The 26419-nt window shown below is 66.4% G+C and carries 24 protein-coding genes; 19 read left to right on the forward strand and 5 right to left on the reverse strand.

Going from position 1 to position 26419, the window contains the following annotated elements; all coding sequences use genetic code 11:
- The first annotated feature begins 109 nt into the window (after positions 1–109).
- The 4 genes from ACN20X_RS13835 (at position 110) to ACN20X_RS13850 (ending at position 5996) form a co-directional block, all read left to right on the forward strand.
- On the forward strand, positions 110–1939 hold the full coding sequence (locus ACN20X_RS13835) for an extracellular solute-binding protein (RefSeq protein WP_034348785.1): 1830 nt from the start codon (positions 110–112) through the stop codon (positions 1937–1939).
- Between the two features lie 96 nt (positions 1940–2035).
- Positions 2036–3064 carry a microcin C ABC transporter permease YejB gene (locus ACN20X_RS13840; protein WP_016448895.1) on the forward strand — a complete coding sequence of 343 codons (1029 nt, stop codon included), beginning with the start codon at positions 2036–2038 and terminating at the stop codon, positions 3062–3064.
- A 104-nt stretch (positions 3065–3168) separates the two neighbouring features.
- On the forward strand, positions 3169–4311 hold the full coding sequence (locus tag ACN20X_RS13845) for an ABC transporter permease (RefSeq protein ID WP_074924285.1): 1143 nt from the start codon (positions 3169–3171) through the stop codon (positions 4309–4311).
- Positions 4308–5996, forward strand: a complete 1689-nt coding sequence (locus ACN20X_RS13850; protein WP_473210714.1) for an ABC transporter ATP-binding protein — start codon at positions 4308–4310, stop codon at positions 5994–5996. The genes ACN20X_RS13845 and ACN20X_RS13850 overlap by 4 nt, the downstream gene beginning before the upstream one ends.
- A gap of 24 nt (positions 5997–6020) precedes the next feature.
- Here ACN20X_RS13850 and ACN20X_RS13855 read toward each other — a convergent pair whose 3' ends face one another.
- Complete coding sequence (locus ACN20X_RS13855) at positions 6021–6647, reverse strand: lipocalin family protein (RefSeq protein WP_016448892.1); 627 nt, start codon at positions 6645–6647, stop codon at positions 6021–6023.
- Positions 6648–6893: 246 nt separating this feature from the next.
- On the opposite strand from ACN20X_RS13855, the gene ACN20X_RS13860 reads away from it, so the two are divergent.
- Positions 6894–7055 (forward strand): hypothetical protein, encoded by a 162-nt coding sequence (locus tag ACN20X_RS13860; RefSeq protein ID WP_012204826.1) that lies wholly within the window; start codon positions 6894–6896, stop codon positions 7053–7055.
- A gap of 89 nt (positions 7056–7144) precedes the next feature.
- On the opposite strand, the gene ACN20X_RS13865 is transcribed toward ACN20X_RS13860, so the two are convergent.
- On the reverse strand, positions 7145–7480 hold the full coding sequence (locus ACN20X_RS13865; protein WP_047217228.1) for a MerR family transcriptional regulator: 336 nt from the start codon (positions 7478–7480) through the stop codon (positions 7145–7147).
- Positions 7477–8466, reverse strand: coding sequence for a DnaJ C-terminal domain-containing protein (locus ACN20X_RS13870; RefSeq protein WP_473210715.1), 990 nt, complete (start codon positions 8464–8466; stop codon positions 7477–7479). The genes ACN20X_RS13865 and ACN20X_RS13870 overlap by 4 nt, the downstream gene beginning before the upstream one ends.
- 168 nt (positions 8467–8634) lie before the next feature.
- Here ACN20X_RS13870 and ACN20X_RS13875 point away from each other — a divergent pair, with 168 nt between their 5' ends.
- From ACN20X_RS13875 to typA, 9 genes are all read left to right on the forward strand, one after another.
- Positions 8635–9462 carry a c-type cytochrome gene (locus ACN20X_RS13875; RefSeq protein ID WP_016452385.1) on the forward strand — a complete coding sequence of 276 codons (828 nt, stop codon included), beginning with the start codon at positions 8635–8637 and terminating at the stop codon, positions 9460–9462.
- Entirely contained in the window at positions 9459–10799 is a 1341-nt protein-coding gene (locus ACN20X_RS13880; protein ID WP_016452384.1) for a c-type cytochrome, read from the forward strand. Before ACN20X_RS13875 ends, ACN20X_RS13880 begins: the two co-directional genes overlap by 4 nt.
- Positions 10800–10809: 10 nt before the next feature.
- Positions 10810–11211: a thioredoxin family protein gene (locus ACN20X_RS13885; RefSeq protein WP_016452383.1), complete on the forward strand. Its 402-nt coding sequence runs from the start codon at positions 10810–10812 to the stop codon at positions 11209–11211.
- 278 nt (positions 11212–11489) lie between these two features.
- Positions 11490–12068, forward strand: a complete 579-nt coding sequence (gene rimP / locus ACN20X_RS13890; protein ID WP_026062108.1) for a ribosome maturation factor RimP — start codon at positions 11490–11492, stop codon at positions 12066–12068.
- 86 nt (positions 12069–12154) lie between these two features.
- Entirely contained in the window at positions 12155–13642 is a 1488-nt protein-coding gene (gene nusA, locus ACN20X_RS13895) for a transcription termination factor NusA (protein WP_016448885.1), read from the forward strand.
- A 23-nt stretch (positions 13643–13665) separates the two neighbouring features.
- Positions 13666–16521 (forward strand): translation initiation factor IF-2, encoded by a 2856-nt coding sequence (infB, locus tag ACN20X_RS13900; protein ID WP_016448884.1) that lies wholly within the window; start codon positions 13666–13668, stop codon positions 16519–16521.
- Positions 16522–16527: 6 nt separating this feature from the next.
- Positions 16528–16899: a 30S ribosome-binding factor RbfA gene (gene rbfA, locus ACN20X_RS13905; RefSeq protein ID WP_016448883.1), complete on the forward strand. Its 372-nt coding sequence runs from the start codon at positions 16528–16530 to the stop codon at positions 16897–16899.
- A gap of 4 nt (positions 16900–16903) precedes the next feature.
- Positions 16904–17869: a tRNA pseudouridine(55) synthase TruB gene (truB, locus tag ACN20X_RS13910; protein ID WP_047327207.1), complete on the forward strand. Its 966-nt coding sequence runs from the start codon at positions 16904–16906 to the stop codon at positions 17867–17869.
- 23 nt (positions 17870–17892) lie between these two features.
- On the forward strand, positions 17893–19722 hold the full coding sequence (typA, locus tag ACN20X_RS13915) for a translational GTPase TypA (RefSeq protein ID WP_034364351.1): 1830 nt from the start codon (positions 17893–17895) through the stop codon (positions 19720–19722).
- 123 nt (positions 19723–19845) lie between these two features.
- On the opposite strand, the gene ACN20X_RS13920 is transcribed toward typA, so the two are convergent.
- The gene (locus ACN20X_RS13920; RefSeq protein WP_473041606.1) at positions 19846–20736 is read right to left on the reverse strand and encodes a LysR family transcriptional regulator; all 891 of its coding nucleotides are present in this window, start codon (positions 20734–20736) and stop codon (positions 19846–19848) included.
- Between the two features lie 83 nt (positions 20737–20819).
- Between ACN20X_RS13920 and ACN20X_RS13925 the strand changes: the two genes are divergently transcribed.
- The 4 genes from ACN20X_RS13925 (at position 20820) to ACN20X_RS13940 (ending at position 24822) form a co-directional block, all read left to right on the forward strand.
- The gene (locus tag ACN20X_RS13925) at positions 20820–22016 is read left to right on the forward strand and encodes a CaiB/BaiF CoA transferase family protein (protein ID WP_473210716.1); all 1197 of its coding nucleotides are present in this window, start codon (positions 20820–20822) and stop codon (positions 22014–22016) included.
- Between the two features lies 1 nt (position 22017).
- On the forward strand, positions 22018–22521 hold the full coding sequence (locus tag ACN20X_RS13930) for a MaoC family dehydratase (RefSeq protein ID WP_473210717.1): 504 nt from the start codon (positions 22018–22020) through the stop codon (positions 22519–22521).
- Between the two features lie 42 nt (positions 22522–22563).
- Entirely contained in the window at positions 22564–23577 is a 1014-nt protein-coding gene (locus ACN20X_RS13935; RefSeq protein WP_046240366.1) for a Bug family tripartite tricarboxylate transporter substrate binding protein, read from the forward strand.
- A gap of 153 nt (positions 23578–23730) precedes the next feature.
- Positions 23731–24822, forward strand: a complete 1092-nt coding sequence (locus ACN20X_RS13940) for an enoyl-CoA hydratase/isomerase family protein (protein WP_016452377.1) — start codon at positions 23731–23733, stop codon at positions 24820–24822.
- Between the two features lie 74 nt (positions 24823–24896).
- On the opposite strand, the gene ACN20X_RS13945 is transcribed toward ACN20X_RS13940, so the two are convergent.
- Positions 24897–25562, reverse strand: a complete 666-nt coding sequence (locus ACN20X_RS13945; RefSeq protein WP_016452376.1) for a TetR/AcrR family transcriptional regulator — start codon at positions 25560–25562, stop codon at positions 24897–24899.
- A 156-nt stretch (positions 25563–25718) separates the two neighbouring features.
- Between ACN20X_RS13945 and ACN20X_RS13950 the strand changes: the two genes are divergently transcribed.
- Positions 25719–26414 carry a DAPG hydrolase family protein gene (locus tag ACN20X_RS13950; protein WP_016448874.1) on the forward strand — a complete coding sequence of 232 codons (696 nt, stop codon included), beginning with the start codon at positions 25719–25721 and terminating at the stop codon, positions 26412–26414.
- Positions 26415–26419 lie beyond the last annotated feature (5 nt).

Below are 26419 nucleotides of genomic sequence, written 5' to 3' on the forward strand. Positions count from 1 at the left end.
TTGTTCTCCAGAGGAAGTGAGTGGAAGTGCGCAGCAGCTGGCGGCGAAGGCGGGGCTCCGCGTCAGCGTTTGCCAGCGGGCGGCTGGCTGCGTGGTGCAGAATTGTCGCATGCGCCATTGGATGATTTCTTCGCTGCTGCTGGCCTCGGCGTGTGTGCCGGCGTGGGGCTCGCATGCCTATGCCCTGTGGGGAGAGCCCCGCTATGCCGAGGGCTTCAGCCATTTCGACTATGTCAACGCCAAGGCCCCCAAGGGCGGCGAGCTGCGCCTGGTGAGCAACCTGCGCATCTCCACCTTTGACAAGTACAACCCGTTCACCATCAAGGGATCGTCTCCGGCCTATCTGGCCGAACTGATGTTCGACACCCTGCTGTGGCCCTCGCTGGACGAGACCGCCACGGGCTACGGACTGCTGGCAGAGGATGTGCAGGCTGCCCCCGACGGCCTGTCGGCCACGTTCCGGCTGCGGCCGCAAGCGCGCTTTCACAACGGCAAGCCCGTGCTGGCTGCCGATGTCAAGTTCAGCTATGACACGCTGGTGGGGCCGCACGCATTGCCTGGCTACCGATCGCTGTTCTTCGATGTGGCGGGGGTCGACGTGCTGGATGAACGCACGGTGCGCTTTCGCTTCAAGCAGCCGAACCGGGAACTGCCGCTGGTTGTGGGCGCCATTCCCGTCTTCAGCCGCGACTGGGGCATGGAAAACGGCAAGCCCAAGCCCTTCGACCAGGTGGTGACGGATACGCCCATCGGCAGTGGACCCTACAGGATAGGACCTGTGCGCTTCGGCAAGGACATCACCTATGTGCGCGACCCGGACTACTGGGGGCGCGATCTGCCCGCGCGCGTGGGCACGGCCAATTTCGACCGCATCTCCGTCAAGATCTACCGCGACAACACGGCGAAGCTGGAAGCGCTGAAGGCCGGCGAGTTCGACCTGATGCGTTTTTACAGCGCTGGCGACTGGGCGCGGCGCCTGTACGGCAAGCGCTTCGACCGGGGCGAGCTGGTCAAGGGCGAATTCAGCAACAAGCTGCCCTCGGGGTTCCAGAGCTATGTGCTCAATACCCGGCGCCCTTTGCTGCAGGACGTGCGCGTTCGCCGTGCGCTGGACCTGGCCCTGGACTACGAATGGATGAACCGGCAGATGTTCTACGGCTCCTACCAGCGCGTGCGCGGGCTGTTCGGCAACACGGCCTGCGAGACCCATGGCGAGCCCTCGCCAGAGGAGCTGGCGCTCATGGAGCCCCTGCGCAAGAGCATTCCGCCGGAGGCCTTCGGCCCCATGGCCGAGCCGCCGCGCACCGATGGCAACAACTCGCTGCGTGCCAACCTGCGCCAGGCGCGGCAATTGCTGGCCGATGCCGGCTGGACCATTCAGGATGGTGTGCTGCGCAATGCGCGGGGCCAGGCCATGGAGCTGGAGTACCTGGACAGCAGCGAGTCGGGCATACGCCAGGTCTCGCCCTGGATACGCAATCTGGAAAAGCTGGGCATACGGCTGCGCTTTCGTTCGGCGGACTTTGCGCTGTACCAGCAGCGCGTGGAGAAGTTCGACTACGACATCATCTCCATTGCCTACCAGGGCACGAACAACCCGGGCCAGGAATTCGCCGACCTGTTCGGCAGTCGGGCGGCGGACACGGACGGCTCGGGCAATTTTCCCGGAGTCAAGAATCCCGCCGTCGATGCCTTGATCCGGCGCATGACCGAGGCCAAGACCGAGGCGCAGCTGTTGCCCGCGTGCCACGCACTGGAGCGTGTCATCGCGCATGGACACTACCTGATTCCGCAGTGGAGCGCGGGAACGCACCGCATGGTCTACGACTCCTGGCGGCTGGTGCGGCCCGCCGTGGTTCCCGCCTACGCGAAGGGCGAGAGCTGGGCCATGGATACCTGGTGGGCCCGCATGCCGGTGCTGACCGCGCCGCCTCCATGAGCGGGCGCTGCCGCCGCATCGTTGCGATCCGTTGCATGATGGGCACGCTCCCGGGCCGGGGTGCCCCCCGGCAATCGACATAATGCAGGACTTCTTATGTGGGCCTACATACTCAAACGCTTGCTGCTGATGGTGCCGACCCTGCTGGGCGTGCTGCTGCTGACCTTCGTGGTCGTGCAGTTCGTGCCCGGTGGCCCGGTGGAGCAGTACCTTGCCGAAGCCAAGGCCAGCGTGGGCCGTGGCGGCGAAGGCGGTGGCCTGGCCTACCGTGGCAACCAGGGGGTGGACCCCCAGCGCATAGAGCAGATCAAGGCCCTCTACGGGTTTGACAAGCCGGCCCATGAGCGCTTCTTCCAGATGCTCGGGCAGTTCGCGCGGTTCGACCTGGGGCGCAGTTTCTTTCAGAACAAGGATGTCTGGCAGCTGATCAAGGAGAAGCTGCCGGTCTCGGCCAGCCTGGGCCTGTGGACCTTTTTCATCAGCTACCTCGTGGCCGTGCCCCTGGGCATTGCCAAGGCCGTGCGTGCCGGCTCGCGTTTCGACTTCTTCACCACGCTGCTGATCCTGGTGGGCTATGCGATTCCGGGCTTTGTGCTGGGCGTGGCGCTGCTGGTGATCTTCGGCGGGCAGCTGCAATGGTTTCCGCTGCGCGGGCTGACCTCGGCCAACTGGGATGAGCTGTCCTGGGGCGCGCGCATCGTGGACTATCTATGGCATATCGCGCTGCCGGTCACGGCCATGGTGGCGGGCAGCTTCGCCATCACCGCCATGCTCACCAAGAATGCCTTTCTGGAAGAGATCCGCAAGCAATATGTGCTGACAGCCCGCGCCAAGGGCCTGTCGGAGCGGCAGGTGCTTTATCGGCATGTGCTGCGCAATGCGCTGATTCCCATCGTCACCGGCTTTCCGGCCGCCTTCATCGGTGCCTTCTTCACGGGCTCGCTGCTGATAGAAACGCTGTTCTCGCTGGACGGCCTGGGCCTGCTCAGCTATGACAGCGTGATACGGCGCGACTATCCCGTGGTGCTGGGCACGCTGTACCTGTTCACGCTGATCGGCCTGGTGACCAAGCTGGTCAGCGATCTTTGTTATGTGTGGGTGGATCCGCGTGTACGGTTTGACTAGGTACCTTCCGAGCCGCTTCGCGGCTTGCCCGGTATGCACGGCGCCCTGTATCACGGGGGGCGGACGGGCGGCGCGTGGCGCCGGGCTTCGTTTCCTGGAGCGACATGGACACTGAAATGCAATCCGTTGTGGTTTCTGGAACGGGGCTGCCGGGGGCTGGGGCGCCTGCACCGCTGGCGGCGGCGGCGGTTTCGCCGGCGCGGCGGGCCTGGCTGCGGTTCAGGCGCAATCGGCTGGGATATTGGAGCCTGGTCGCTTTTTGCGTGATGGTGGTGCTGAGCCTGGGCGCCGAGCTGATCAGCAACGACCGGCCCCTGGTGGTGCGCTACGAAGGCCAGACCTACTGGCCGCTGTGGAACGATTATTCCGAGAAGACCTTCGGCGGCGACTTCGAGACGGCGGCCGACTATCTGGATCCCTACATCCGAGATCGCCTGAGCCAGGGTGGCAACTGGGCGCTGTACACGCTCAACCCCTACGGGCCGCAGGCGCTCAACTACTTTGCGAGCTTGCCCAATCCGGCGCCGCCCTCGCGCGAGAACCTGCTGGGCACGGACGATCGCGGGCGCGATCTGCTGGCGCAACTGATCTACGGCTTTCGCGTGAGCGTGCTGTTTGCGCTGGCGCTGACGGCCTCCGGCGTGGTGCTGGGCGTGGTGACGGGGGCCATCCAGGGCTTTTTCGGCGGCAGGACCGATCTGGCGTTTCAGCGCTTCATCGAGATCTGGGGCTCCATGCCCGAGCTGTATCTGCTGATCATCTTCAGCGCGGTGCTGGCGCCCAGCGTCTCGCTGCTGCTGGTGCTGCTGTCGCTGTTCGGCTGGATGGGGCTGTCGGACTATGTGCGGGCCGAATTCCTGCGCAACCGCCAGCTCGACTACGTGAAGTCGGCGCGTGCGCTGGGCGTGGGCAATGGCGCGCTGATCTGGCGCCATCTGCTGCCCAACAGCATGACGCCCGTGGTCACCTTTTTGCCGTTTCGCATGAGTGCAGCCATCCTGGCGCTGACTTCGCTTGATTTCCTGGGCCTGGGCGTTCCGCCCGATACGCCCAGCCTGGGCGAGCTGCTGAGCCAGGGCAAGAACAGCATCGATGCCTGGTGGATCTCGCTGTCCACCTTTGCGGTGCTGGTGGTGACGCTGCTGCTGCTGACCTTCATGGGCGATGCGCTGCGCGATGCGCTGGACCCGCGCAAGGCCGCTGCCACCGATGCAGCCCCGGCCGTTGATGCGAAGGACGCCGCATGAACGCAGAGCAGCCGGCAATGGACATGCCTTCCGCCCCCGGTCGCGGCCGGACACTGCTGTCTGTGCGCAACCTGCGCGTGCGCTTTGGCAGCAAGGACGTGGTGCACGGCGTGAGCTTCGATCTGGCGGCCGGTGAGAAGCTGGCGCTGGTGGGTGAGTCCGGTTCGGGCAAGACCATCACGGCGCTGTCCCTGCTGCGGCTGGCCGGTGACGCCCAGCTGGGCGGGCAGGCGCTTTTCGACGGCCGCGACCTCCTGCGCCTGCCCGAGCGCGAGATGCGGGCCGTGCGCGGCGGCGACGTGGCCATGATCTTCCAGGAGCCCATGACGGCGCTCAATCCGCTGATGACCGTGGGCGAACAGGTGGGCGAGGTGCTGCGCCTCAAGCAGGGGCTGACGCAGGCGCAGTCCCTGGCCCAGGCGGCCGAACTGCTGGCGACCACGGGCATTGCCGAGCCCGTGCGCCGTGCCCGCGCCTTTCCGCATCAGCTCAGCGGCGGCCAGCGTCAGCGCGCCATGATCGCCATGGCACTGGCCAGCAGCCCGCGCCTGCTGCTGGCCGATGAGCCGACCACGGCGCTCGACGTCACGCTGCGCGGACAGATCCTGCAATTGCTCGATGACCTGCAACGCCAGACCGGCATGGCCGTGTTGATGATCACCCACGACCTGCACCTGGTGCGGCGCTTTGCCGATCGCGTGGCGGTGATGGAGCGCGGGCAGCTGGTGGAGCAGGGCGAGGTGCCGGCGGTCATGGCAGCTCCGCGCCATGCCTACACGCGCAAGCTGCTGGCCAGTGTGCCGCGCCGCGATCTGGTCGAGGCGCAGGCCGGTACACCGGGGGCGGCTCCCGAGCCGCTGGTCCATGCGCAGGGCCTCAAGGTCAGCTACCCGGTGCCGTTGACGGGCGTGCGCGGCTGGTTTGGCCAGGGGCGTTTTGTTGCCGTGCAGTCCGCCGACCTGGACCTGATGCCCGGGCGCACCGTGGGTGTGGTCGGGGAGTCGGGCTCGGGCAAGTCCACGCTGGCCCAGGCCGTGCTGGGCCTGCTGCCGCATGAAGGCCAGCTGCGCATCGCTGGCCAGGCCTGGAGGCAGCCGGCCACGCGCAACTCGCCGGCCAATCTTGCGCTGCGGCGCAAGGTGCAAGTGGTGTTCCAGGACCCGTATTCATCGCTGTCGCCACGGCTGACGCTGGAGCAGATCGTTGGCGAGGGCCTGCGCGTGCACGCCCCGGCGCTCACGGGGCGGCAGCGCCGTGACCGTGTCGTGGACATGCTGTCTGCCGTCGGGCTGACGGATGAGCAGTTCCCCGGTCTGCTCGATCGCTATCCGCATGAGTTCTCCGGGGGCCAGCGCCAGCGTATCGCCATTGCGCGTGCCCTGGTGCTGGAGCCTGAAGTGCTGGTGCTTGACGAGCCTACCAGTGCGCTGGATGTGACCATTCAGCAGCAGGTGCTGGGCCTGCTGCAGCGGCTGCAGCGCGAACGTGGCCTGGCCTATCTGCTCATCACGCACGATGTGGACGTGATCCGCGCCATGGCCCATGACGTGGTGGTGATGAAGGATGGTGCCATCGTCGAATCCGGCCCCGTGGCCCAGGTGCTGGGCGCGCCGCGTGAGGCCTATACCCAGCGGCTGGTGGAGGCTGCTGGCTTTTCGGGTGACGGCATGCCCGAAGGGTTCTGAGTTCGCCGGCCTGCCGCCGGGCCGCTACCAGCTGCCTGTGGGATTGACCCCGTCCTGAAGAATCCACTGCACCTTGTCCACGGGCACGCCCAGCAGCCGGGCCTGGGCCAGCAGGCGCGCTGCCACGCCATCGGGCAGTTCAGGGGTGCGCGAAAGAATCCAGAAATAGCGCAGGTCCGAGCCGACCACCATGGCCCAGCGGTAGTCGGCATCCAGGGCCACCACGTTGTAGCCGCCGTAGAACGGTCCGAAGAACGAGACCTTGAGCGCCGCAACGCCGGGGCCATGCACCGTGCGGGCCTTGCCTTCAGCGGACTTCCAGCGCCGGCGGCCTGCGTCGTAGCCCCGGTTCAGCACATGCACGCTTCCATCGGGAAGCGGCGTGTATTCGGCCTGGGTGCGCTCCAGGCCTTTTTCGAAGCGGTGGTCTATGCGGGCCACCTCGTACCAGCGGCCCATGTAGCGCTGGATGTCCCAGCCGCGTACGGGCTCCACTGTGGCAGGAATGGGCGGGTTGCGCAGGCCCTTCCAAAGCAAGGCGGCTGCAGCGGCCCCGACGGCAAGCCCAGCCAGGCCTGCCGCGGGCCGAACCCAGGCAGGGCGGGGTGTGGACGGGGTGGTGACTTCTGTGCGTGGTTGGCGGGGTGACATCGTGCGGAACTCCGTGTTCAGGCAGAGCGCATGCCAGGGGCATCATGTGCGCTTGGCAGCGTGCTCCTACTTTAGGACAGAACGCCGGGCCGCGGTGTAGGCCGGCGCTGCCGGAACTGCGGCTGTGCGGGCTGCGCAACGCAGGAACTTTCCCTATGCCGGAGCAGGCCATGTGTTTTTTTATGCGCGGGCCTGCAGGTCTATGGCCTAATTGCGCGTTCTCATTTTTTTGAAGAAGGAAATGCCATGGGCAACAAGATCGTTACCGAAGCCGACCGCAAGTTCACTCCCCAGCCTCCCCTGCCCAACGGCGTCACCCTGCCGACGCCCGGCCGTGGCCAGCGCGTGAGCCGCGCCCGTGGCGCCCACACCCATACCAAGAAGAACCCCGGCAAGCGTCACCGCTGAGCACGGCGGGCCGCGTGCGTGCCTGCTGCGGCCGCGTTCTGAAAGCAAGAGCCCTCGAAAGAGGGCTTTTGCTTTTGGGGCGAATGCGCTCAGTGCTGCAGTGCCTGGAGCTTGCGGCGCAGCATTTGCACTTCCTCGATCAGGTCTGCTGTCAGCGCAGCCAGTTGGGGGTCTGCATCAAAGCTGTGTTCCAGATGGGCAATGCGGCGCGCACGCACCAGCATGTGGCTGCTGAAGCGCCACTGTGCCTGCGCGTCGGCCGCGTCGCCGGCCGGCTCGTTCTCGCAGTACAGCACCCCGGTCTGCACGCGCTCCACCACCCAGGCGGTGTTGCGCTGGCAGTGGCGTGCGAGATCCTGCAGGTCCAGAGCGCCTTCGCCCAGCAGTTCTGCGGGCTCGTAGAAGGGATACAGCGGCGTGCTCATCGCGTGGCTCCTTGGCCCGTGCCGTGCTGGCGGGCATCGAACGAGGGGAAGGCCTGGGCCAGTGCCTCATAGGCCTTTCGCTGGGCGTCGGTCTGCGGCTCCGGCAGGCTGATGCCCAGCACCAGATACAGATCGCCCGGCGTGGCGGCGGGCAAGCCCTTGCCCTTGATCCGCAGCTTGCGGCCTGCGCGGCTGCCGGCAGGGATGCCGACATCGAATTCGCCGGCAATCGTGGCGAGACGGACCGTGCCGCCCAGCGCGGCTTCCCAGGGCGCGAGCGCGATGGGCTGATAGACGTCCTTGCCCTCGGCCCACCAGCGCGGGTCGTGACGCAGATGCACCTGCAGCAGCAGGTCGCCTGCAGGACCCTTGCCCAGGCCCTGGCCGCCCTGGCCGGCCAGACGGATCATCTGGCCTTCGCGCACCCCCTTGGGAATGCTGACCTGCAATTCCTTGTCCCGCGCCACCGGCCGCCCGTCCTCATCCAGCACCGTGCTGCGCAGGTGCAGGCTGCGCTGGGCGCCGTGGTAGCTGTCCAGCAGGTCCAGCTCGATGCTGGCGTGCTGGTCCTGCCCGCGCAGGTCGGGTGGAGGTCGGTGCTGCCCGCCGCCCGCATGGCGCGCGCGGGCGCCCTGGCCGAACATCTGCGAGAAGAATTCGCTGAAATCCGCATCGCCGTCCGGCATGGCGCCATCGCCGCTGCGAAAGTGGAAGTCCTGACCTTCCCAGTCCGGTGGCGGCTGGAATCCGCCGGCGCCTGCGCTGCGGCGGGGCGCATCGGCCAGCGCGTCGTAGGCGGCACGCTTTTCGGGATCGGACAGCACGGCGTTGGCTTCATTGATCTCGGCCATGCGTTGCGAGGCATCCGCTTCCTTGCTGATGTCCGGGTGGTACTTGCGCGCCAGCTTGCGGTAGGCCTTCTTGATCTCGTCAGCACTGGCCTGCCGGTCCACGGCCAGGATGCGGTAGTAGTCCTTGTATTCCATGAATTTCCGTCCTCCAGCCCTTGCGGGCGATGTTCTGGACAAGCCAGAAGCCAGCATAGCCCGGTCATGGCAGGGTCTCAACCGATGGGCCTTTTCCTGCTGGACTGGCATCTTGTGACGGGTTTACTACATTCGCGCGTCGGCAGGACGCAACAGGAGGCGTCGGACATGGCACATGGCAGGCGATGGCGGTACGGGACAGGGCTTTCAGGCGTCAAGGGGGCAAGGAGCTTGCTGGGCGCATGGCTGGCGGCCTGTGCATGCGGCGTGATGGCGCAGTCCGCCCAGCCGGCACCGGGCGTGCCGATGGCGGACCTGCCCCCCGCCGTGGTCAGTGCGCCTCTGCCCGATGTGGGCTCCATGGCGTCCAGGGTGCTGGCCTGCACGGCCTGCCATGGTCCCGAGGGACGGGCCACACCCAGCGGCTACTTTCCTCGCATTGCGGGCAAGCCTGCGGGCTATCTTTACCGCCAGCTCAAGAATTTCCAGCAGGGGCGCCGCAGCTATCCGGCCATGAACCGGCTGATCGAATTCATGTCGGACGACTATCTGCGCCAGATCGCCGTGCATTTCGCAAGCCTTGAGCTGCCCTATGCGCCGCCCGTGCCGGCGCAGCTGCCGCCCGCCGACCTCGCGCGTGGCGAGCAGCTGGTGCTGCAGGGCGACGCGCAGCGGGGCCTGCCCGCCTGTGCTGCCTGCCATGGCCAGCGGCTCATGGGCGCGGGCGACGATATCCCGGGTCTGCTGGGCCTGTCACGCGACTATCTCAACAGCCAGATCGGCGCCTGGCGCTCGGGCCAGCGCCAGGCGGCCGCTCCCGATTGCATGGACCAGGTGGCCAAGGCGCTGACGCCGCAGGAAGTCGTGGCCGTCACGGCATGGCTGTCGTCGCGGCCTGCATCGGCGACGCCGGGAGGACATGAGGCCTTGGCGCGCTCCTTGCCGCTGCGCTGCGGTGCGGTGGCCGCTGTGGGCGGTCAGGAGGGCAGGCCATGAGTGTCCAAGTGGAAAATCCGGCCAGCGCGAGCGTACGCGGGCGGTGGCCCCTGCTGGCTCTTGTGGTCCTGGCCCTGGTCCTGGTGGGGCTGCTGCTGGTCTGGCTCAACCTGCGGGGGGAGCAGGGGGTTCATGCCTATGGCCACGGCGGCTGGTCAGGATCGACCGAAACACGGGCCGCCCTGGTCGAGCGCGGCGCCTACCTTGCGCGGGTAGGCAACTGCGCTGGCTGCCACACGGCGGCGGGCGGTGCCGAATATGCGGGCGGGCGGGGCTTGCCCACCGCGTTCGGCACGCTGTACACCAGCAATCTCACCTCCGACAAGGAGACGGGCTTGGGGCTGTGGTCGGCGCAGGACTTCTGGCGTGCGCTGCACAACGGGCGCTCGCGCGAAGGGCGCCTGCTGTATCCGGCCTTCCCGTATGACAGCTACACCCGCGTGACGCGCGCCGATTCGGACGCCTTGTTCGCCTATCTTCAAAGCCTGCCCGCCGTGCGCGCGCAGACGCCGCCGCATGCGCTGGACTTTCCCTATGGCTGGCAGGGGTCGCTGGCCGTCTGGCGGGCGCTGTTCTTCTCGCCGAAGGATTGGCAGGACCAGCCAGGGAAGGCCCCGGCCTGGAATCGCGGCGCCTATCTTGCCCAGGGGCTGGGCCATTGCGCGGCCTGCCATGCGCCGCGCAATGGCCTGGGTGCCTCCGGCCAGGCCATGTCCGGCGGCTTTGTGGCAGGGCAGTCCTGGTATGCGCCTTCGCTGCTCGATCCCGGCGAGGCGGGTGTGCGCGCCGGCCAGGAATCCGCCTGGGTGCAGTTGCTGCAGACGGGGTCCGGCCCTTCAGGCTCGGCACTGGGCCCCATGGCCGAAGTCGTGGCGCGCAGCACCCAGCACTGGCAGCCACAGGATCTGCAGGCGCTGGCTTCCTATCTGCAGGAGCAGGGCGCTGCTGCCCCATCTGCCGGCACAGACGGGCACGGCGCCATCAAGGCTGTGCAGCCTGGGCAGATGGCCTTGGGGCGGGCCGTGTACGAACGGCAGTGCGCGGTCTGCCATGGTGCGCAGGGCCAGGGAACACCGGGCGCGTTTCCTGCGCTGGCCGGCAATGCCTCCGTGACCATGGCCGAGCCGCGCAACCTGCTGCTGGTGCTGCTGGACGGTGGCTATCCCCCGTCCACGCGGCAACAGCCGCAGCCGCATGGCATGCCGCCCTTTGGCCATGTGCTGTCTGACGCACAGGTGGCCGCCGTGGCCAGCTATGTGCGCAATGCCTGGGGCAACAAGGCGGCGGAAATCGGTACCATGGAGGTTTATCGCGCCCGGGAAGGGCGTGGTTTCTGAGAGGTTTTCCATGGATTCAATGGCCGGCAAGCTGCCGGACGACAGCGCGGCAGCCAGCCCCTGGTGGGTGGTTTGCCTGTGTGCGCAATGGTGCGGCGTTTGCAACCAGTACCGGAGCGCGTTTGCGGAGCTGGCCACCCAGTTCCCGCAGATGCACTTCGTCTGGCTTGATGTCGAGGACCGCGAGGATGTGGCCGGGGACCTGGACATCGAAACCTTTCCCTCTGTGCTGATCGCTGACGGCGAGCGCGCGCGCTTTCTGGGGCCGGTGCTGCCCCAGCCGGGCGTTGTGGCGCGCATGCTGCAGTCATTGGCCCAGGACCCTGGCGCGGCCCCGGCCGACCCCGCCGAAGCGCAGGCCCTTTTGCGGCGGCTTCAGTCGGCGCAGGCGCTTGAGCGCGTGGGCGCCTGAGCATCCGGCGGAGGGGTGTCCGCCCTGGCCTGGGCTGCCTTGCGCAGTGCCTGCCAGCGCCTGTTTTTGTACGGCGCGAACTTGGCCTGGAGGTCGTTTGCGGATACAATGGCATATTCACGACCAAACGGGCGGGTACCAACCGCCCTTTTTTTTGGGCGATCTTCGGGCGACCTTAGGGATTGCCATGGGGCTCGGCGCTGTTGGGACATGGCTGCTGCCAAGGTTCCAGGGGCGTTCCGGGTCTTTTGTGTTTGCAGGATTGAATTTAATTACACGTGGCACTACAGCAAATCGTTGAACAAACCGTGACAGGTCTGGGCTATGACCTGGTGGAAATAGAACGCTCGGCAGGCGGGCTGTTGCGCGTCACAATTGATTTGCCTTGGCAGCCCCCGGTGGAGGGCGAGCCGGTGGTGCCGGAGCAGTTCGTGACAGTCGAGGACTGCGAGAAGATCACGCGCCAGCTGCAGTTCGCGCTGGAGGTCGATGGCACGGATTACACGCGCCTCGAGGTCTCCTCCCCGGGCATCGACCGCCCCCTGCGGCATGAGCAGGACTTCATCCGCTTTGTCGGGGAAGTCATCGACCTGACCCTCAAGGAGCCCATCGGCGCCGCCGCTGAAGGGCAGGTCAGCGCCAATCGCAAGAAATTCCGCGGCACGCTGGAGCGTGCCGAAGGTGGTGGCTGGCAGATCGTCTGGAGCGACGAGCCACCCGTCAAGCCTGGCCAGAGGGTCAGCAAGAAGCGTGTTCCCGCGCCCCTGCAGGCGCTGGGTTTCACGCTGGAGGAGCTGCGCGAGGCGCGTCTGGCTCCCCTTGTGGATTTCAAGGGGCGTTCTGCCAAGCCGGTCTGATCGGAGCGGGCAGGGTACGTCGAATCATTGGGGCAGAAGGGCATTGCCATCCCCTTTCTGCGTGATTGAAATAGGAGAGTCGTCGCATGAATCGCGAATTGTTGATGTTGGTAGAAGCCATTTCGCGCGAAAAGAACGTGGAGCGCGATTTGGTGTTCGGTGCAGTGGAATCGGCCCTGGCCCAAGCCACGAAGAAGCTGTACCAAGGTGAAGTGGACATCCGCGTGGCCATCGATCGCGACAGCGGTAACTACGACACCTTCCGCCGCTGGCTGGTGGTGCCCGATGATGCGGGCCTGCAAAACCCCGATGCCGAAGAAATGCTGATGGACGCACAGGACCGCGTCCCCGGCATCTCCGAAGGCGAGTACATCGAGGAAGAGATCGAGTCGGTGCCCATCGGCCGCATCGGTGCGATGGCGGCCAAGCAGGTCATCCTGCAAAAGATCCGCGATGCCGAGCGCGAAATGCTGCTCAACGAGTTCCTTTCGCGCGGCGACCGGATCTTCACGGGCACGGTCAAGCGCATGGACAAGGGCGACATCATCGTCGAGGCCGGCCGTGTCGAAGGACGCCTGCGCCGCAGCGAAATGATCCCCAAGGAAAACCTGCGCAACGGCGACCGCGTGCGGGCCATGATCATGGAAGTGGACGCCACGCTGCGCGGCGCGCCCATCATCCTGTCGCGTTCGGCGCCGGAGTTCATGGTCGAGCTGTTCCGCAACGAAGTGCCCGAGATCGAGCAGGGCCTGCTGGAGATCAAGAGCTGTGCTCGCGATGCCGGCAGCCGCGCCAAGATCGCCGTGCTCAGCCATGACAAGCGTGTCGATCCCATCGGCACCTGTGTCGGCGTGCGGGGCACCCGCGTCAACGCCGTCACCAATGAATTGGCTGGCGAGCGCGTGGACATCGTGCTGTGGTCCGAGGACCCTGCACAGTTCGTGATCGGTGCGCTGGCTCCGGCCAATGTGTCGTCCATCGTTGTGGACGAGGAAAAGCACGCCATGGACGTGGTGGTTGACGAGGAAAACCTCGCCATCGCCATCGGCCGTGGCGGCCAGAACGTTCGCCTGGCTTCCGAGCTTACCGGCTGGAAGATCAACATCATGGACGCGGCTGAGTCTGCGCAAAAGCAGGCGGACGAGTCTGCTGTTGCGCGCCAGCTGTTCATGGAAAAGCTCGATGTGGACGAGGAAATCGCCAACATCCTCATCGAGGAAGGTTTCGAGACCCTGGAAGAAGTGGCCTACGTGCCGCTGCAGGAAATGCTCGAAATCGAGGCGTTCGACGAAGAGACGGTGAACGAGCTGCGCACCCGTGCGAAGGATGCCCTGCTGACGCAGGAAATCGCGCACGAGGAAAACGTGGGCAAGGTGTCGCAGGATCTGCTGACGCTCGAGGGAATGACTCCGGAGATCGTGGACAAGCTGGCCGAGGCCAATGTGCACACTCGCGACGATCTGGCCGATCTGGCCATCGATGAGTTGACCGAGCTGACCGGGCAGACCGAGGAAGAAGCGAAGGCTTTGATCATGAAGGCGCGTGAGCACTGGTTCACCGAAGGGCAAGAGTAAGGTCAGGGAGGTTCAGAGCATTTATGTCCAGTAATACGGTTGCCGAGTTTGCAAAAGAGCTCAACAAGACCCCTGACACGTTGCTGCAGCAGCTCAAGGCTGCAGGCGTCGCCAAGGACAACGCATCGGATGCGTTGACCGACGGCGACAAGCAGCAACTGCTCAGCCATCTGCAGGCCAGCCACGGAAGTGGCGCCAAGAAGATCACGCTGACCAAACGGTCCACCAGCGAGATCAAGCAGGCCGATTCGTCGGGCCGCGCCCGCACCATCCAGGTGGAAGTGCGCAAGAAGCGCACCTTCGTCAAGCGCGACGAGGCCGCCGAAGGCGCCTCCGACCCCGCTGCCGTTGCGGCTGCCCAGGAGCAGCGCGCGGCGTCGGAGCGCGAATCTCAGGAATTGGTGCGCCGCGAAGGGGAAGCACGTCGCCAGGCCGAAATGATCGGCCGGGAGGAGGAAGAATTGGCACAGCAACGCCGTGAGCGCGAAGAGCGCGAGCTAGTCCAACAGCGCGAGCGCGAAGCCGAAGAGCGCGCAGCCGCCTATGCGGCTGCCGAAGCCGCAAAGATTGTCGAGGCCAACCGCGCTAAGCAGGAAGCCTCGCGCGAGCAGGCTGCCGGCCAGATAGCGCGCGCCGAAGCCCAGCTCGCGGCACGCGCCAAGGCCGAGGAAGAGTCCAAGGCCCGTGCGGCCGAGGAAGCCGAACGCGCCAAGGATCTGGAAGACCGCCGCCGCAAGGCGCTGGCCGAAGCCGAAGCCATTCGCGCCATGATGGCCGCGCCCAAGAAGGTGCTCGTGGCCAAGAAGCCCGAAGAGCCCAAGCCCGTGGCAAAGCCTGCAGCGCCTGCTGCCGCCGATGCCAAGAAGACCACGCTGCACAAGCCCGCTGGCACGACCGCCGGCGGAGCCGGTGCGCGCGCGCCTGCCGGCGCCGGCAAGGAAGTCAAGTCCGCCAAGCTCTCCTCGAGCTGGGCCGGCGATGGCAAGAAGAAGGAAATCAAGACCCGTGGCGACAGCTCCGGTGGCGTGGGCGGCCGTTCCAACTGGCGCGGCGGCCCGCGTGGCGGCCGTCGTGGCAATGACCGCAATGACGGACAGCACCAGAGCGCGGCAACGGAATTCCGCGCCATCGAAGTGCACGTGCCCGAGACCATCACCGTGGCCGAGCTGGCGCACAAGATGTCGGTCAAGGCATCCGAGCTGATCAAGGTGCTGATGAAGATGGGCCAGATGGTCACCATCAACCAGCCCCTGGACCAGGACACGGCCATGATCGTGGTCGAGGAAATGGGCCACACCGCCAAGGTCGCTGCGCTGGACGATCCCGAAGCCTTCACGGCCGAGGAAGTGTCCCAGCAGGAAGCTGCCCAGGAGTCGCGCGCCCCCGTGGTCACCGTCATGGGCCACGTGGACCACGGCAAGACCTCGCTGCTGGACTACATCCGCCGCACCAAGGTTGCGTCAGGCGAAGCCGGCGGCATCACCCAGCACATCGGTGCCTACCATGTGACGACGCCCCGCGGCATCGTCACCTTCCTGGACACCCCGGGCCACGAGGCCTTCACGGCCATGCGTGCCCGTGGTGCACAGGCCACCGACATCGTCATCCTGGTGTGCGCTGCCGACGACGGCGTGATGCCCCAGACCAAGGAAGCCATCAAGCACGCGAAGGCGGCGGGTGTGCCCATCGTGGTTGCCATCACCAAGGCCGACAAGCCCGATGCCAACCTCGACCGCGTCAAGCAAGGCCTGGTGGCCGAGCAGGTGGTGCCTGAAGAGTACGGCGGCGAGTCCCCGTTCATTGCCGTGTCGTCCAAGACCGGCCAGGGCATCGACGAGCTGCTGGAACAGGTCCTGCTGCAGGCCGAAGTGCTGGAGCTGACCGCTCCCGTGGAAGCCGCTGCCAAGGGCCTGGTCATCGAAGCGCAGCTGGACAAGGGCCGCGGCCCCGTGGCCACGGTGCTGGTGCAGTCCGGCACGCTGAAGGTGGGCGACGTGGTGCTGGCAGGCCAGACCTACGGCCGCGTGCGCGCCATGCTGGACGAAGACGGCAAACAGACCAAGTCCGCTGGCCCCTCCATCCCGGTGGAAATCCAGGGTCTGTCCGACGTGCCCCAGGCCGGCGACGACTTCATGGTGCTGCAGGACGAGCGCCGCGCTCGCGAAATCGCGACCTACCGCGCCGGCAAGTTCCGCAACACCAAGCTGGCTCGCCAGCAGGCTGCCAAGCTCGAGAACATGTTCGCCGAAATGGGTGCGGGCGAGGTCCAGACCCTGCCCATCATCGTCAAGGCCGACATGCAGGGCTCGCAGGAAGCACTGGGCGCATCGCTGCTCAAGCTCTCCACCGAAGAGATCCGCGTGCAGCTGGTCTACTCGGGCGTGGGCGGCATCAGCGAGTCCGACGTGAACCTGGCGCTGGCCTCCAAGGCCATCATCATCGGCTTCAACGTCCGGGCCGATGCCCAGGCGCGCAAGACGGCCGAGAGCAACGATGTGGACCTGCGCTACTACAACATCATCTACGACGCCGTCGAAGAGGTGAAGGCAGCGATGTCCGGCATGCTGGCTCCCGAGCGCAAGGAAGAGATCATCGGCATGGCCGAGATCCGTACCGTGTTCGTGGCGTCGAAGATCGGCACCGTGGCTGGCTCGTACATCACGCAAGGCCAGGTTACGCGCAATGCGCATTTCCGCCTGCTGCGCGAGAACGTGGTCATCTACACGGGCGAGATCGAATCGCTCAAGCGCCTGAAGGACGACGTCAAGGAAGTCAAGGAGGGCTTCGAGTGCGGTATCAAGCTCAAGAACTACAACGACATTCGCGAAGGCGACGTGCTCGAAGTGTTCGAGATCAAGGAAATCGCGCGCTCGCTGTAATTCGACATGGCAACACGCAAGTCCGCTGCGCCGAACCGCAGCTTCAAAGTCTCCGACCAGATCCAGCGGGATCTGGCGGAGCTGATCGCACGCGAGTTGAAGGACCCGCGCGTGGGCATGGTGACGCTGCAAAGCGTGGAGGTGACTCCGGACTATGCCCACGCCAAGGTCTACTTCAGCCTGCTGATCGGCGATCCGCAGGAGACGCAGGACGCCCTGAACCAGGCCGCAGGCTTCCTGCGCAACGGCCTGTTCAAGCGCCTGCACATCCATACCGTGCCCACGCTGCACTTCATCTACGACCGCACCACCGAGCGTGCGGCCGACATGAACGCCTTGATCGCCAAGGCCGTCTCCTCGCGCGGGAAGGAAGAGTAGCCCCATGAACGCGCCACGCACAAGGGTGCAGCGGCGCCCTGTGCATGGGGTGTTGCTGCTCGACAAACCGCTGGAGCTGTCCAGCAACGACGCCTTGCAGAAGGTCAAGTGGTTGCTGCGCGCCGAAAAGGCCGGACACACCGGCACGCTGGACCCGTTGGCCACCGGCGTGCTGCCGCTGTGCTTCGGTGCGGCGACCAAGTTCAGCCAGTTGCAGCTCGAAGCTGCCAAGACCTACGAGGCGATTGCGCGCCTGGGCCAGACCACGACCACGGCCGATGCCGAGGGCGAGGTGCTGCGCGAGCGCGCCATCGATCCCGCCGCCCTCACGGCCGAGCGGCTTGCCGCCGTGCAGGCGCAGTTCACGGGCTCCATCCGCCAGGTGCCGCCCATGTACAGCGCGCTCAAGAAGGACGGCAAGGCTCTTTATGAATATGCGCGTGCCGGCATCGAAGTCGAGCGACCGGCGCGCGAAGTGACAATCCACGCACTGAAGCTTTCGCTGACGCAAGACAGCCAAGGCCAGCCGGCGATCCGGATGCTGGTGACCTGCAGCAAGGGCACCTATATTCGCACGCTGGCGGAGGACGTGGGAGAGGCCCTGGGCTGCGGCGCGCACCTGCGCGCGCTGCGCCGTATCGACACCGGCGGGCTGGGTGTCGAGCGCTGTATCTCGCTGGAGGCGCTGGCCGCCATGGGCGAGGACGAGCGTCTGCAGCAGTTGCAGCCTGTCGATGCCTTGCTGGCCAGCCACACGGCTGTCACGCTGGGCGAGCAAGATGCGGCCCGTTTTCTCACGGGCCTGCCCCGCAAGGGCGCTTGGGCCGATGCCGAGGCGGTGGCTGTGTATGGCGAGAAGCCACAGGCTCTGCTGGGAGTGGGGCGCGTGGTGCGTGGGGAACTCATCCCCGCCCGCCTGCTCAGTTCACTGGAAATTCAACAGATTTTGGAAGACACGCCGCGCCCATGACGCAGCGGCAATGGGAAAACACTATGAGCAAACAAATCCGCAATATCGCGATCATCGCCCACGTGGACCACGGCAAAACCACCATGGTGGACCAGCTGCTGCGCCAATCCGGAACCTTCGCCGAACACGAGAAAGTCGTGGACACGGTGATGGACAACAACGCCATCGAACGCGAGCGTGGCATCACCATCCTGGCCAAGAACTGCGCCGTGAGCTGGAACGACACGCACATCAACATCCTCGACACACCCGGCCACGCGGACTTCGGCGGTGAAGTGGAGCGTGCCCTGTCCATGGTGGACGGCGTGGTGCTGCTGATCGACGCGCAGGAAGGCCCCATGCCCCAGACGCGCTTCGTGACCAAGAAGGCGCTGGCCCTGGGCCTGAAGCCCATCCTCGTGGTCAACAAGGTGGACAAGCCCGGCGCGCGTCCCGACTACGTGGTCAACGCCGCGTTCGACCTGTTCGACAAGCTGGGTGCCACCGACGAGCAGCTGGACTTCCCCGTGGTGTACGCCTCGGGCATCAACGGCTGGACCTCGCTGGAAGAAGGCGCTCCGGGCGAGCAGTGGGGCCCCGACATGTCGGCCCTGTTCGACACCATCCTGAAGCACGTGCCTTCGGTCAAGGGCGATCCCGCCGCTCCGCTGCAAATGCAGATCTCGGCGCTGGACTACTCCACCTTCGTGGGCCGCATCGGCGTGGGCCGCATCACCTCCGGCACGCTCAAGCCTTCGACCGACGTGCTGGTCATGGAAGGTCCTGACGGCAAGAGCTACAAGGGCCGCATCAACCAGGTGCTGAAGTTCCAGGGCATCGACCGCGTGCAGGTGACCGAAGCCGGCCCCAGCGACATCGTGCTGGTCAACGGTATCGCCGACCTGGGCATGGGCGTCACGCTGACCGACCCGCTGAACCCCCAGCCGCTGCCGATGCTCAAGATCGACGAGCCCACGCTGACCATGAACTTCTGCGTCAACACCTCGCCGCTGGCGGGCCGTGAAGGCAAGTTCGTGACCAGCCGCCAGATCTGGGACCGCCTGCAAAAGGAACTGCGTTCCAACGTGGCCCTGCGTGTCAAGGAAACCGACGAAGACGGCATCTTCGAAGTGTCGGGCCGCGGCGAACTGCACCTGACCATCCTGCTGGAAGAAATGCGCCGTGAAGGCTACGAGCTGGCCGTGTCCAAGCCCCGCGTGGTCTACCGCGACGTGGACGGCGTGCGCCACGAGCCCATCGAGCTGGTGACGGCCGACATCGAGGAAGGCCACCAGGGTGGCGTGATGCAGGCCCTGGGCGAGCGCAAGGGCGAGCTGGTCAACATGGAACCCGATGGCCGCGGCCGCGTGCGCCTGGAATACCGCATTCCTGCGCGTGGCCTGATCGGCTTCACCAACGAATTCCTGAACCTGACCCGTGGTTCCGGCCTGATCTCCAACATCTTCGACAGCTACGAGCCGCACAAGGGCGAAATCGGCGGCCGCAAGAACGGTGTGCTGATCTCCATGGACGAAGGCGAAATCTTCACCTACGCCCTGGGCAAGCTGGACGACCGTGGCCGCATGTTCGTCAAGGCCAACGATCCCGTGTACGAAGGCATGATCATCGGCATCCACAGCCGTGACAACGACCTGGTGGTCAACGCCACGCGTACCAAGCAGCTGACCAACTTCCGCGTGTCCGGCAAGGAAGATGCCATCAAGATCACGCCCCCGATCGACCTGTCGCTGGAATACGCGGTGGAATTCATCGAGGACGACGAGCTGGTGGAAATCACCCCCAAGAGCATCCGCGTGCGCAAGCGCCACCTGTCCGAGAACGAGCGCAAGCGCGCTTCGCGCGCAGGCGCATAAGCGCCGTGGCGCCGAGGGCGCGCGCAAGCCAGCCGGCTTCGCCGCCCTGATTGTCAAAGGCCGCATCCGCGGCCTTTGTCTTTTCTGCGGCGGCTTCTGCCACGCCGTCCGCCAGGCCGTCCGTCAGGCATTCAGCCGCAGCAGCAATTCGCGCAGGCGCTGGCCGGCCGCTGCGCTCTGGTGCGGGTTGAGCGCCAGGGCCAGGCCGATGGAGGGCAGGTTCTCGGTATCTGCCAGCGCGCGGAACACCACCCCCGGCGTGCTGCCCTTGGCCACGACGGCCGGCACCAGGGCCGCGCCCAGGCCCGCGCCCACCAGGCTGACCAGGGTCTGGGCCTGCACCGCATGCTGCTTGACCTGGGGCATGAAGCCCGCGTTCTGGCAGGCCAGTACCACCAGCGCATGCAGGCCGGGCACTTCGCTGGGGCGGTAATTGATGAATGGCTGGTCGGCCAGATCCCGCAGCCGCAAGGCGGGCCGCTGCAGCAGCGGGTTGCCTTCGGGCAGCACGGCCACCAGTTCGTCCTTTTCCACGGGCGTGATGGACAGCTCGGTGGCCTGCGTCACCGGGTAGCGCAGCAGGCCGGCATCGAAATCGCCGCTGGCCACCTGCGCGCAGATCTCGCGCGTGGTCGATTCGGTCAGCACCAGGTCGATCAGCGGATATTCGCTGCGAAAGGCCTGCACCAGCCGTGGAATCAGCGAGAACGTGGCCGAGCCTATGAAGCCTATGTGCAGCCGGCCGCGCTCGCCACTGGCCGTGGCCTGCGAGACCTCCTGCACCTGGCGCGCATGGTGCAGTGCCAGCTCGGCACTTTCCAGGGCTGCCCGGCCTGCCTCGGTCAGCTCCGTGCCCCGGCGGTCGCGCTGGAACAGCTGCACGCCCAGGCTGTCTTCGAGCCGGCGGATGGATTGGGACAGCGGCGGCTGCGACATGTGCAGCTGCTCGGCCGCCTGCCGGTAGTTGAGCGTGCGGGCCAGGGTGACGAAGTGACGCAGTTGGCGCAGGTCCATTGATATCCACCGTGTATCAGCGATGCTGAATTAAGTCTTAGACGCGACTTCAAAGATATCAAATACTGGCTCCCTGAAGCAACATGGAGACCACAGTGCAGGCTGCGTTGACAGGGATTCGGGTGCTGGATCTGTCCAGCGTGGTGTTCGGGCCGCTGGCCAGCCAGGTGCTGGCCGACTATGGCGCCGAAGTCATCAAGATCGAGCCGCCGGCCGGCGACTCCACGCGCCACACCGGCCCGGCCGTGGAGCCCGGCATGGCAGCCATGTTCATGGGCACCAACCGCAGCAAGAAGAGCGTGGTGCTCGATCTCAAGCAGGACGAGGCGCGCCAGGCCCTGCATGCGCTGCTGGCCACGGCCGATGTGTTCATGCACAGCATGCGCCCGCAGAAGCTGGCCCCGCTGGGCCTGAACCCCGACACGCTGCGCGAGCGCTATCCGCGCCTAGTCTACGCAGGCCTGCATGGCTTTGGCGAGGACGGCCCCTATGCGGGCATGCCCGCCTACGACGACGTCATCCAGGGCATGAGCGGCCTGGCCGACCTGATGGAACGCCAGACGGGCGAGGCGCGCTACCTGCCCACCATCGCGGCCGACAAGACCTGCGCCCTGGTGGCCGCGCATGCCGTGCTGGCGGCGCTGTTCCAGCGCGAGCGCAGCGGCCACGGCTGCTTTGTCGAAGTGCCCATGTACGAGACCATGGTGGGCTTCAACCTGGTCGAGCATTTCTACGGCATGCACTTCAGCCCCGCGCTCAGCGGCGCTGGCTACCCGCGCGTGATGGCGCCCTGGCGCAAGCCCTACCGAACGCTGGACGGCCACGTCTGCATGATGCCGTACACCGATGCGCATTGGCAGCGCTTCTTCGCCGCCGTGGGCCAGCCGCAGCTGGCCCTGGACGCGCGCTTTGCCAGCCAGGCCAGCCGCACGGCCCACATTGCCGAGCTGCTGGAGACCGCTGGCGAGCATGTGGCCCTGCACGGCACCCAGTACTGGCTCGATACCTGCCAGCGCCTGGAGATTCCCGCCGCCCCGGTGGCGCGCATGGATGAGCTTCCCGCCGATCCGCATCTGCAGGCCACGGAGTTCTTCGTGCCGCTGCACGACCCCGCCATGGGCACCGTGCACCTGCCGCGTTCATCCGTGCGCATGGATGGCCGGCAGGCGCCCATGGGCATGCCGCCGCGCCTGGGCGAGCACACAGTGGCGCTGCTGGCCCAGGCGGGCTGGAGCGCCGAGCGCATTGCGGGCCTGAATACCCCGCAACAGGAGATTTGAAATGACTGCAGACATCACTCCCCCGCCCGCCGCCTCCGCACCCGCCTGGAACGCCGTGCCCCGCATGGGCCAGGGCTTTTTCTGGCAGGACCTGCAGGTTGGCCAGCAGCTGCGCACCTTCCGCCGCACCGTGACCGAATCCGACCTGGTCGCCTTCATCAACGCCACCGGCATGCTGGAGGCCATCTTCATCGAGGACGGCTATGACGGCGGCGCCATCGCAGGCCGTCCCGTACCGGGCGCGCTGACCTATACGCTGATCGAAGGCTTCATCCTGCAAAGCATGATCCAGGGCACGGGCCTGGCCATGCTGGAGCTGCACCAGAAGATCCTCGGCCCCGTGCTGGTGGGCGACACCATCGAGGCGCTGGTCGAGGTCACCGCCATCAGTCCCACCTCCAAGGGCAACCGCGCCGTCGTCACCTCGCGCATCGAGGTCTTCAACCAGGGCCACCACAAGGTCATGGAATACACGGCCGTGCGCCTGCTGGCCGGGCGCAGCTAGACGGACAAAAGAATTCCCATAACGACACCAGGAGACAACAGCATGGACAAGAAAGGCAACAAGGCCGCGGGCAGACAAGGGCGGCGCAGGGTGCTGGCCGCCGTGGCGGCCTGCATGGCAGCCGCAGCGGCAGTGCAGGGAGCGGCCCTGGCACAGCAGCCCTGGCCCAGCAAGCCCATCACGCTGGTCGTGCCTTTCCCGCCGGGCGGGCCCACCGACCTGGTGGCGCGCGTGCTGGCCCAGCAGGTCGGCCAGCAACTGGGCCAGACCGTGATCGTGGACAACCGGCCCGGCGCCAACGGCAACATCGGCAACGCCCTGGTGGCCAAGGCCGCGCCCGATGGCTACACCGTGCTCTACAACACCTCGTCCATTGCGCTGAGCCCGTCGCTCTACAAGAAGATGAGCTACGACGTGAACAAGGACCTGATGCCCGTGGCGCTGACGGCCGTGGTGCCGCTGGGCCTGGTGGTCAACCCCAAGCTGCCGGTGAAGAACGTGCAGGAGTTCGTGCGCCATGCCAGGGACAAGGCGGGCCAGCTGTCCTATGGTTCGGCCGGCAACGGCAATGTCACGCACCTGGCGGCCTTCCAGGTCGTGCAGCACTACCAGATCGAGGCCAGCCACGTGCCCTACAAGGGCAGCGCGCCGGCCGACGTGGATCTGGTGGCCGGGCAGATCGACTTCATGACCGACACCATCAACTCCGTCGCACCCTTCATCAAGGAGGGACGGCTCAAGCTGCTGGCCGTGAGTTCCTCCAAGCGCCTGCCCAACTTCCCCGATGCACCCACGCTGGCCGAAAGCGGCATGTCCGGCTTCGAGGCCGGGGCCTGGCAGGGCGTGATGGTGCCCGCGAAGACGCCAGCCGCCATCATCCAGCGGCTCAACCAGGAGCTGATGCGCGCGCTCAAGGACCCGGGCGTGGTCGAGAAGCTGCAGCTGCAGGGCGCCGAAGGCCTGGGCTCCACGCCGGAGGAATACGGCGCCTACATCCGCAGCGAGATCAAGCGCTGGGCCGGCGTGGTCAAGAGCACGGGCGTCTCTCTGGACTGAGTGCGCTGCGGTGCGCGGCGGCTGCCCGCCCTGTCGTGCACTTGCGCAAATTGGCACCTGTTTGTCAGGGGTGGGCGCGGATTTTCAGCTATGGTTGCGGCTCATCGCCCCGGGCTGCCGGGGCAGGGCATGCATAGCAACAAGGAGCAAGATATGACGGGAGCTGCCGGCGAAGTCCTCAGCGAAGTGCGGGGCCGCATGGGCATGATCACCTTGAACCGGGCCAAGGCGCTGAACGCGCTGTCGCTGGGCATGGTGCGCGATCTGCTGGCCACCCTGCTGGCCTGGCAAAAGGATGAGCAGGTGCTGGCCGTGGCCATCCGCGGCATGGGCAAGGAAGGGGCCTTCGGCGCCTTCTGCGCGGGCGGCGACATCCGTTTTCTGCACGGCGCAGGCAGCACGGGCAATCCGCAGCTGGAGGACTTCTTCACCGAGGAGTACGCGCTCAACCACCTGATCCACACCTTCGGCAAGCCCTACATGGCCTTCATGGACGGCATCGTCATGGGCGGCGGCATGGGCATCAGCCAGGGCGGCACGCTGCGCATCGTCACCGAGCGCACCAAGATGGCCATGCCGGAGACGGCCATCGGCCTGTTCCCCGATGTGGGCGGCGGCTACTTCCTATCGCGCTGCCCCGGTCACGCGGGTGAGTGGCTGGCGCTGACGGGCGACGTGATCGGCGCGGCCGACGCGCTGGACTTCGGCCTGGCCGATGGCTATCTGCCCTCGGACCAGCAGCCTGCGCTGTGGGAGGCCCTGGCCGCCGGCAGCTTTGCCGATGCAGCGGCCGTCGAGGCGCTGGTGAAGTCGAAGTTCACGGCCCCGGCCAAGCCAGCGGCCCAGCCCCGCGCCGAGATCGACCGCGTGTTTGCCCTGCCCACGGTGGCTGCCATGGTGCAGGCACTGGAAGCGGCGGATGGCGAGTGGGCGCAGCACACGGCAGCCACGCTGCGCAAGCGCTCGCCGCTGATGCTGCACGTGGTGCTGGAGCAGATTCGCCGCGCACGCGGCATGACGCTGGCCCAGGACCTGCGCATGGAGCGCGACATGGTGCGCCACTGCTTTTACCTGCGCCCCGGCCAGAGCGAGACCATCGAAGGCATTCGCGCCCTGGCCGTGGACAAGGACCACCAACCGCGCTGGAACCCCGCGCGCATCGAAGACGTGCAGGACGCGCAATGGCGTGCCTTCTTCGACAGCCCCTGGCCCGCGCACTCGCACCCGCTGGCGGCGCTGGACTGATCGCGCGGCGGTTGCCCAAACCTCCAAGGGTTCAAAAGGCCATCCGGCACCGCGCCGGATGGCCTTTTTTCGGTTCAGCAATCAGCGGGCTCCATGCGGCAGGAATGGCCTGCCAGCAGCCGTACCGCGTCGTCAATGCGCGGGCCCGGATCCCATTCGGGCACGGGCGGCGTCAGGCCCAGGGCCATCTGCCGCAGCGGCTCGGCAATGGCCATGGACAGCAACAGGTCGCAGATGACATCGGGCTGCTCTGCCCTGAGCAACCCCTTCGCGCACTGGCGCCGCAGCCAGTCCACCAGCATGCCGCGGCCGCGCTCTATGCCGTTGCGCTGGTAGACCTCCAGCAACTCGGGCTTGGCGGGGAAATCGGTGGTGAGCAGGCGGAACATCCCCACCGCCTCGGCCGACAGCACGCGCGCGGCAATCACGCGCAGGATCTCGGCCAGCGCCGGAGCCACCTCTGAGGCCGACTGCGCATCGGCCGACAGGGCGGGGCGGAAACCGTCGGTCCAGCTGCGCACCACCAGGGCCACCAGATCCTCGCGGTTGGCGGCAAAGCGGTAGAGCGTTTTCTTGGCCAGCCCCGCGCGCCTGGCCACGGCTTCCATGGTGGTGGCGGCATAGCCTTCGTTGAGCAAGAGCCAAGTGGCGGCGGCCAGGGCGGCATCGTTGGCCTCGTGCTCGGGCCGGGCCGGCCGCCCGCGCGGCCTGGGGGCCGCAGGAGTGATTTCGGATTCCATTGGATTTCTTGTCGTTCCGTTCGGTGTTGTGCAGGGTCGTGCCTGGTTGTGCAGCATTTTGTTACCCGGCTGGGATTATCCGATTGTTTGGAAACGTTGTTCGTTTCTTTAATATAAGATGGCTTTTCCTCATCAACCCAGGAACGGAAAACACCCATGAACTCCCATGCCTTCGAGCCCGACATTTCCCGCATCGACGAGCTGCTGCACATCACGCCGCTGCGGCTGGAGACGGGAATCCAGCGCCTGCCCAGCGGCTGTCTGGTGGTGGCCTGCCGCACCGACCTGCACGGCTGCAGCGGCCGCATGCTGGACTGGTGGTTCAAGTTCTTCGAGACCACGCAGCACATCAAGTGGTGGCATCCGCATGACCACATCGCACATCGCGGCTGGGATGCGCAATGGAAGAAGGGCGAGAGCTACATAGGCGCCTCCATCGAGGCCGTGGAGTCCCTGGCCGATATTCCGCCCGTGGCGGCCAGGCTCAAGTTCCATGATCCGCGCGAGCTGTTCGACCCTGCGCAACTGGAGCTGGCCTTTGCCGAAAAACGCGCCTCGGCCGCCGTGTATGCGCGTATCGGCTTCGGCGAGCATGTGCAGCTGGATGCCAGCGGGGACCCGATGGACGGGCAGATGGTGCACCTGGCGCGCGATACGCCCTTTGGCTGCGTGCTGCGCAGCCGCTTCCTGCTGGGGCAGTCCTGCACGGACCCGGCGGCCGAGCTGCCCGACGCTCTGGGCCTGGGCCTGCTGCGCCACTGCTACACGGAGTTCACCTACCTGTCGCGCTTTCTGCCCTCGCTGTACTACGGCGAACATGGCAACGGCGAGGCGGCGCCGCTGCCCTGGTAACTGCG

The organism is Delftia sp. PX-1, from assembly GCF_055797465.1.

Excerpts from the sequence above, each read along its gene's own strand:
- truB (WP_047327207.1), top strand. The coding sequence starts at position 16,904 with ATGAACGCGCCACGCACAAGGGTGCAGCGGCGCCCTGTGCATGGGGTG.
- ACN20X_RS13935 (WP_046240366.1), top strand. The coding sequence starts at position 22,564 with ATGGACAAGAAAGGCAACAAGGCCGCGGGCAGACAAGGGCGGCGCAGG.
- ACN20X_RS13925 (WP_473210716.1), top strand. The coding sequence starts at position 20,820 with ATGGAGACCACAGTGCAGGCTGCGTTGACAGGGATTCGGGTGCTGGAT.
- ACN20X_RS13950 (WP_016448874.1), top strand. The coding sequence starts at position 25,719 with ATGAACTCCCATGCCTTCGAGCCCGACATTTCCCGCATCGACGAGCTG.
- rbfA (WP_016448883.1), top strand. The coding sequence starts at position 16,528 with ATGGCAACACGCAAGTCCGCTGCGCCGAACCGCAGCTTCAAAGTCTCC.
- ACN20X_RS13855 (WP_016448892.1), bottom strand. The coding sequence starts at position 6,647 with ATGTCACCCCGCCAACCACGCACAGAAGTCACCACCCCGTCCACACCC.
- ACN20X_RS13875 (WP_016452385.1), top strand. The coding sequence starts at position 8,635 with ATGGCACATGGCAGGCGATGGCGGTACGGGACAGGGCTTTCAGGCGTC.
- ACN20X_RS13920 (WP_473041606.1), bottom strand. The coding sequence starts at position 20,736 with ATGGACCTGCGCCAACTGCGTCACTTCGTCACCCTGGCCCGCACGCTC.
- ACN20X_RS13835 (WP_034348785.1), top strand. The coding sequence starts at position 110 with ATGCGCCATTGGATGATTTCTTCGCTGCTGCTGGCCTCGGCGTGTGTG.
- ACN20X_RS13865 (WP_047217228.1), bottom strand. The coding sequence starts at position 7,480 with ATGAGCACGCCGCTGTATCCCTTCTACGAGCCCGCAGAACTGCTGGGC.
- ACN20X_RS13870 (WP_473210715.1), bottom strand. The coding sequence starts at position 8,466 with ATGGAATACAAGGACTACTACCGCATCCTGGCCGTGGACCGGCAGGCC.
- typA (WP_034364351.1), top strand. The coding sequence starts at position 17,893 with ATGAGCAAACAAATCCGCAATATCGCGATCATCGCCCACGTGGACCAC.
- ACN20X_RS13930 (WP_473210717.1), top strand. The coding sequence starts at position 22,018 with ATGACTGCAGACATCACTCCCCCGCCCGCCGCCTCCGCACCCGCCTGG.
- ACN20X_RS13880 (WP_016452384.1), top strand. The coding sequence starts at position 9,459 with ATGAGTGTCCAAGTGGAAAATCCGGCCAGCGCGAGCGTACGCGGGCGG.
- ACN20X_RS13850 (WP_473210714.1), top strand. The coding sequence starts at position 4,308 with ATGAACGCAGAGCAGCCGGCAATGGACATGCCTTCCGCCCCCGGTCGC.
- infB (WP_016448884.1), top strand. The coding sequence starts at position 13,666 with ATGTCCAGTAATACGGTTGCCGAGTTTGCAAAAGAGCTCAACAAGACC.
- ACN20X_RS13860 (WP_012204826.1), top strand. The coding sequence starts at position 6,894 with ATGGGCAACAAGATCGTTACCGAAGCCGACCGCAAGTTCACTCCCCAG.
- ACN20X_RS13845 (WP_074924285.1), top strand. The coding sequence starts at position 3,169 with ATGGACACTGAAATGCAATCCGTTGTGGTTTCTGGAACGGGGCTGCCG.
- ACN20X_RS13885 (WP_016452383.1), top strand. The coding sequence starts at position 10,810 with ATGGATTCAATGGCCGGCAAGCTGCCGGACGACAGCGCGGCAGCCAGC.
- nusA (WP_016448885.1), top strand. The coding sequence starts at position 12,155 with ATGAATCGCGAATTGTTGATGTTGGTAGAAGCCATTTCGCGCGAAAAG.
- ACN20X_RS13840 (WP_016448895.1), top strand. The coding sequence starts at position 2,036 with ATGTGGGCCTACATACTCAAACGCTTGCTGCTGATGGTGCCGACCCTG.
- ACN20X_RS13940 (WP_016452377.1), top strand. The coding sequence starts at position 23,731 with ATGACGGGAGCTGCCGGCGAAGTCCTCAGCGAAGTGCGGGGCCGCATG.
- ACN20X_RS13945 (WP_016452376.1), bottom strand. The coding sequence starts at position 25,562 with ATGGAATCCGAAATCACTCCTGCGGCCCCCAGGCCGCGCGGGCGGCCG.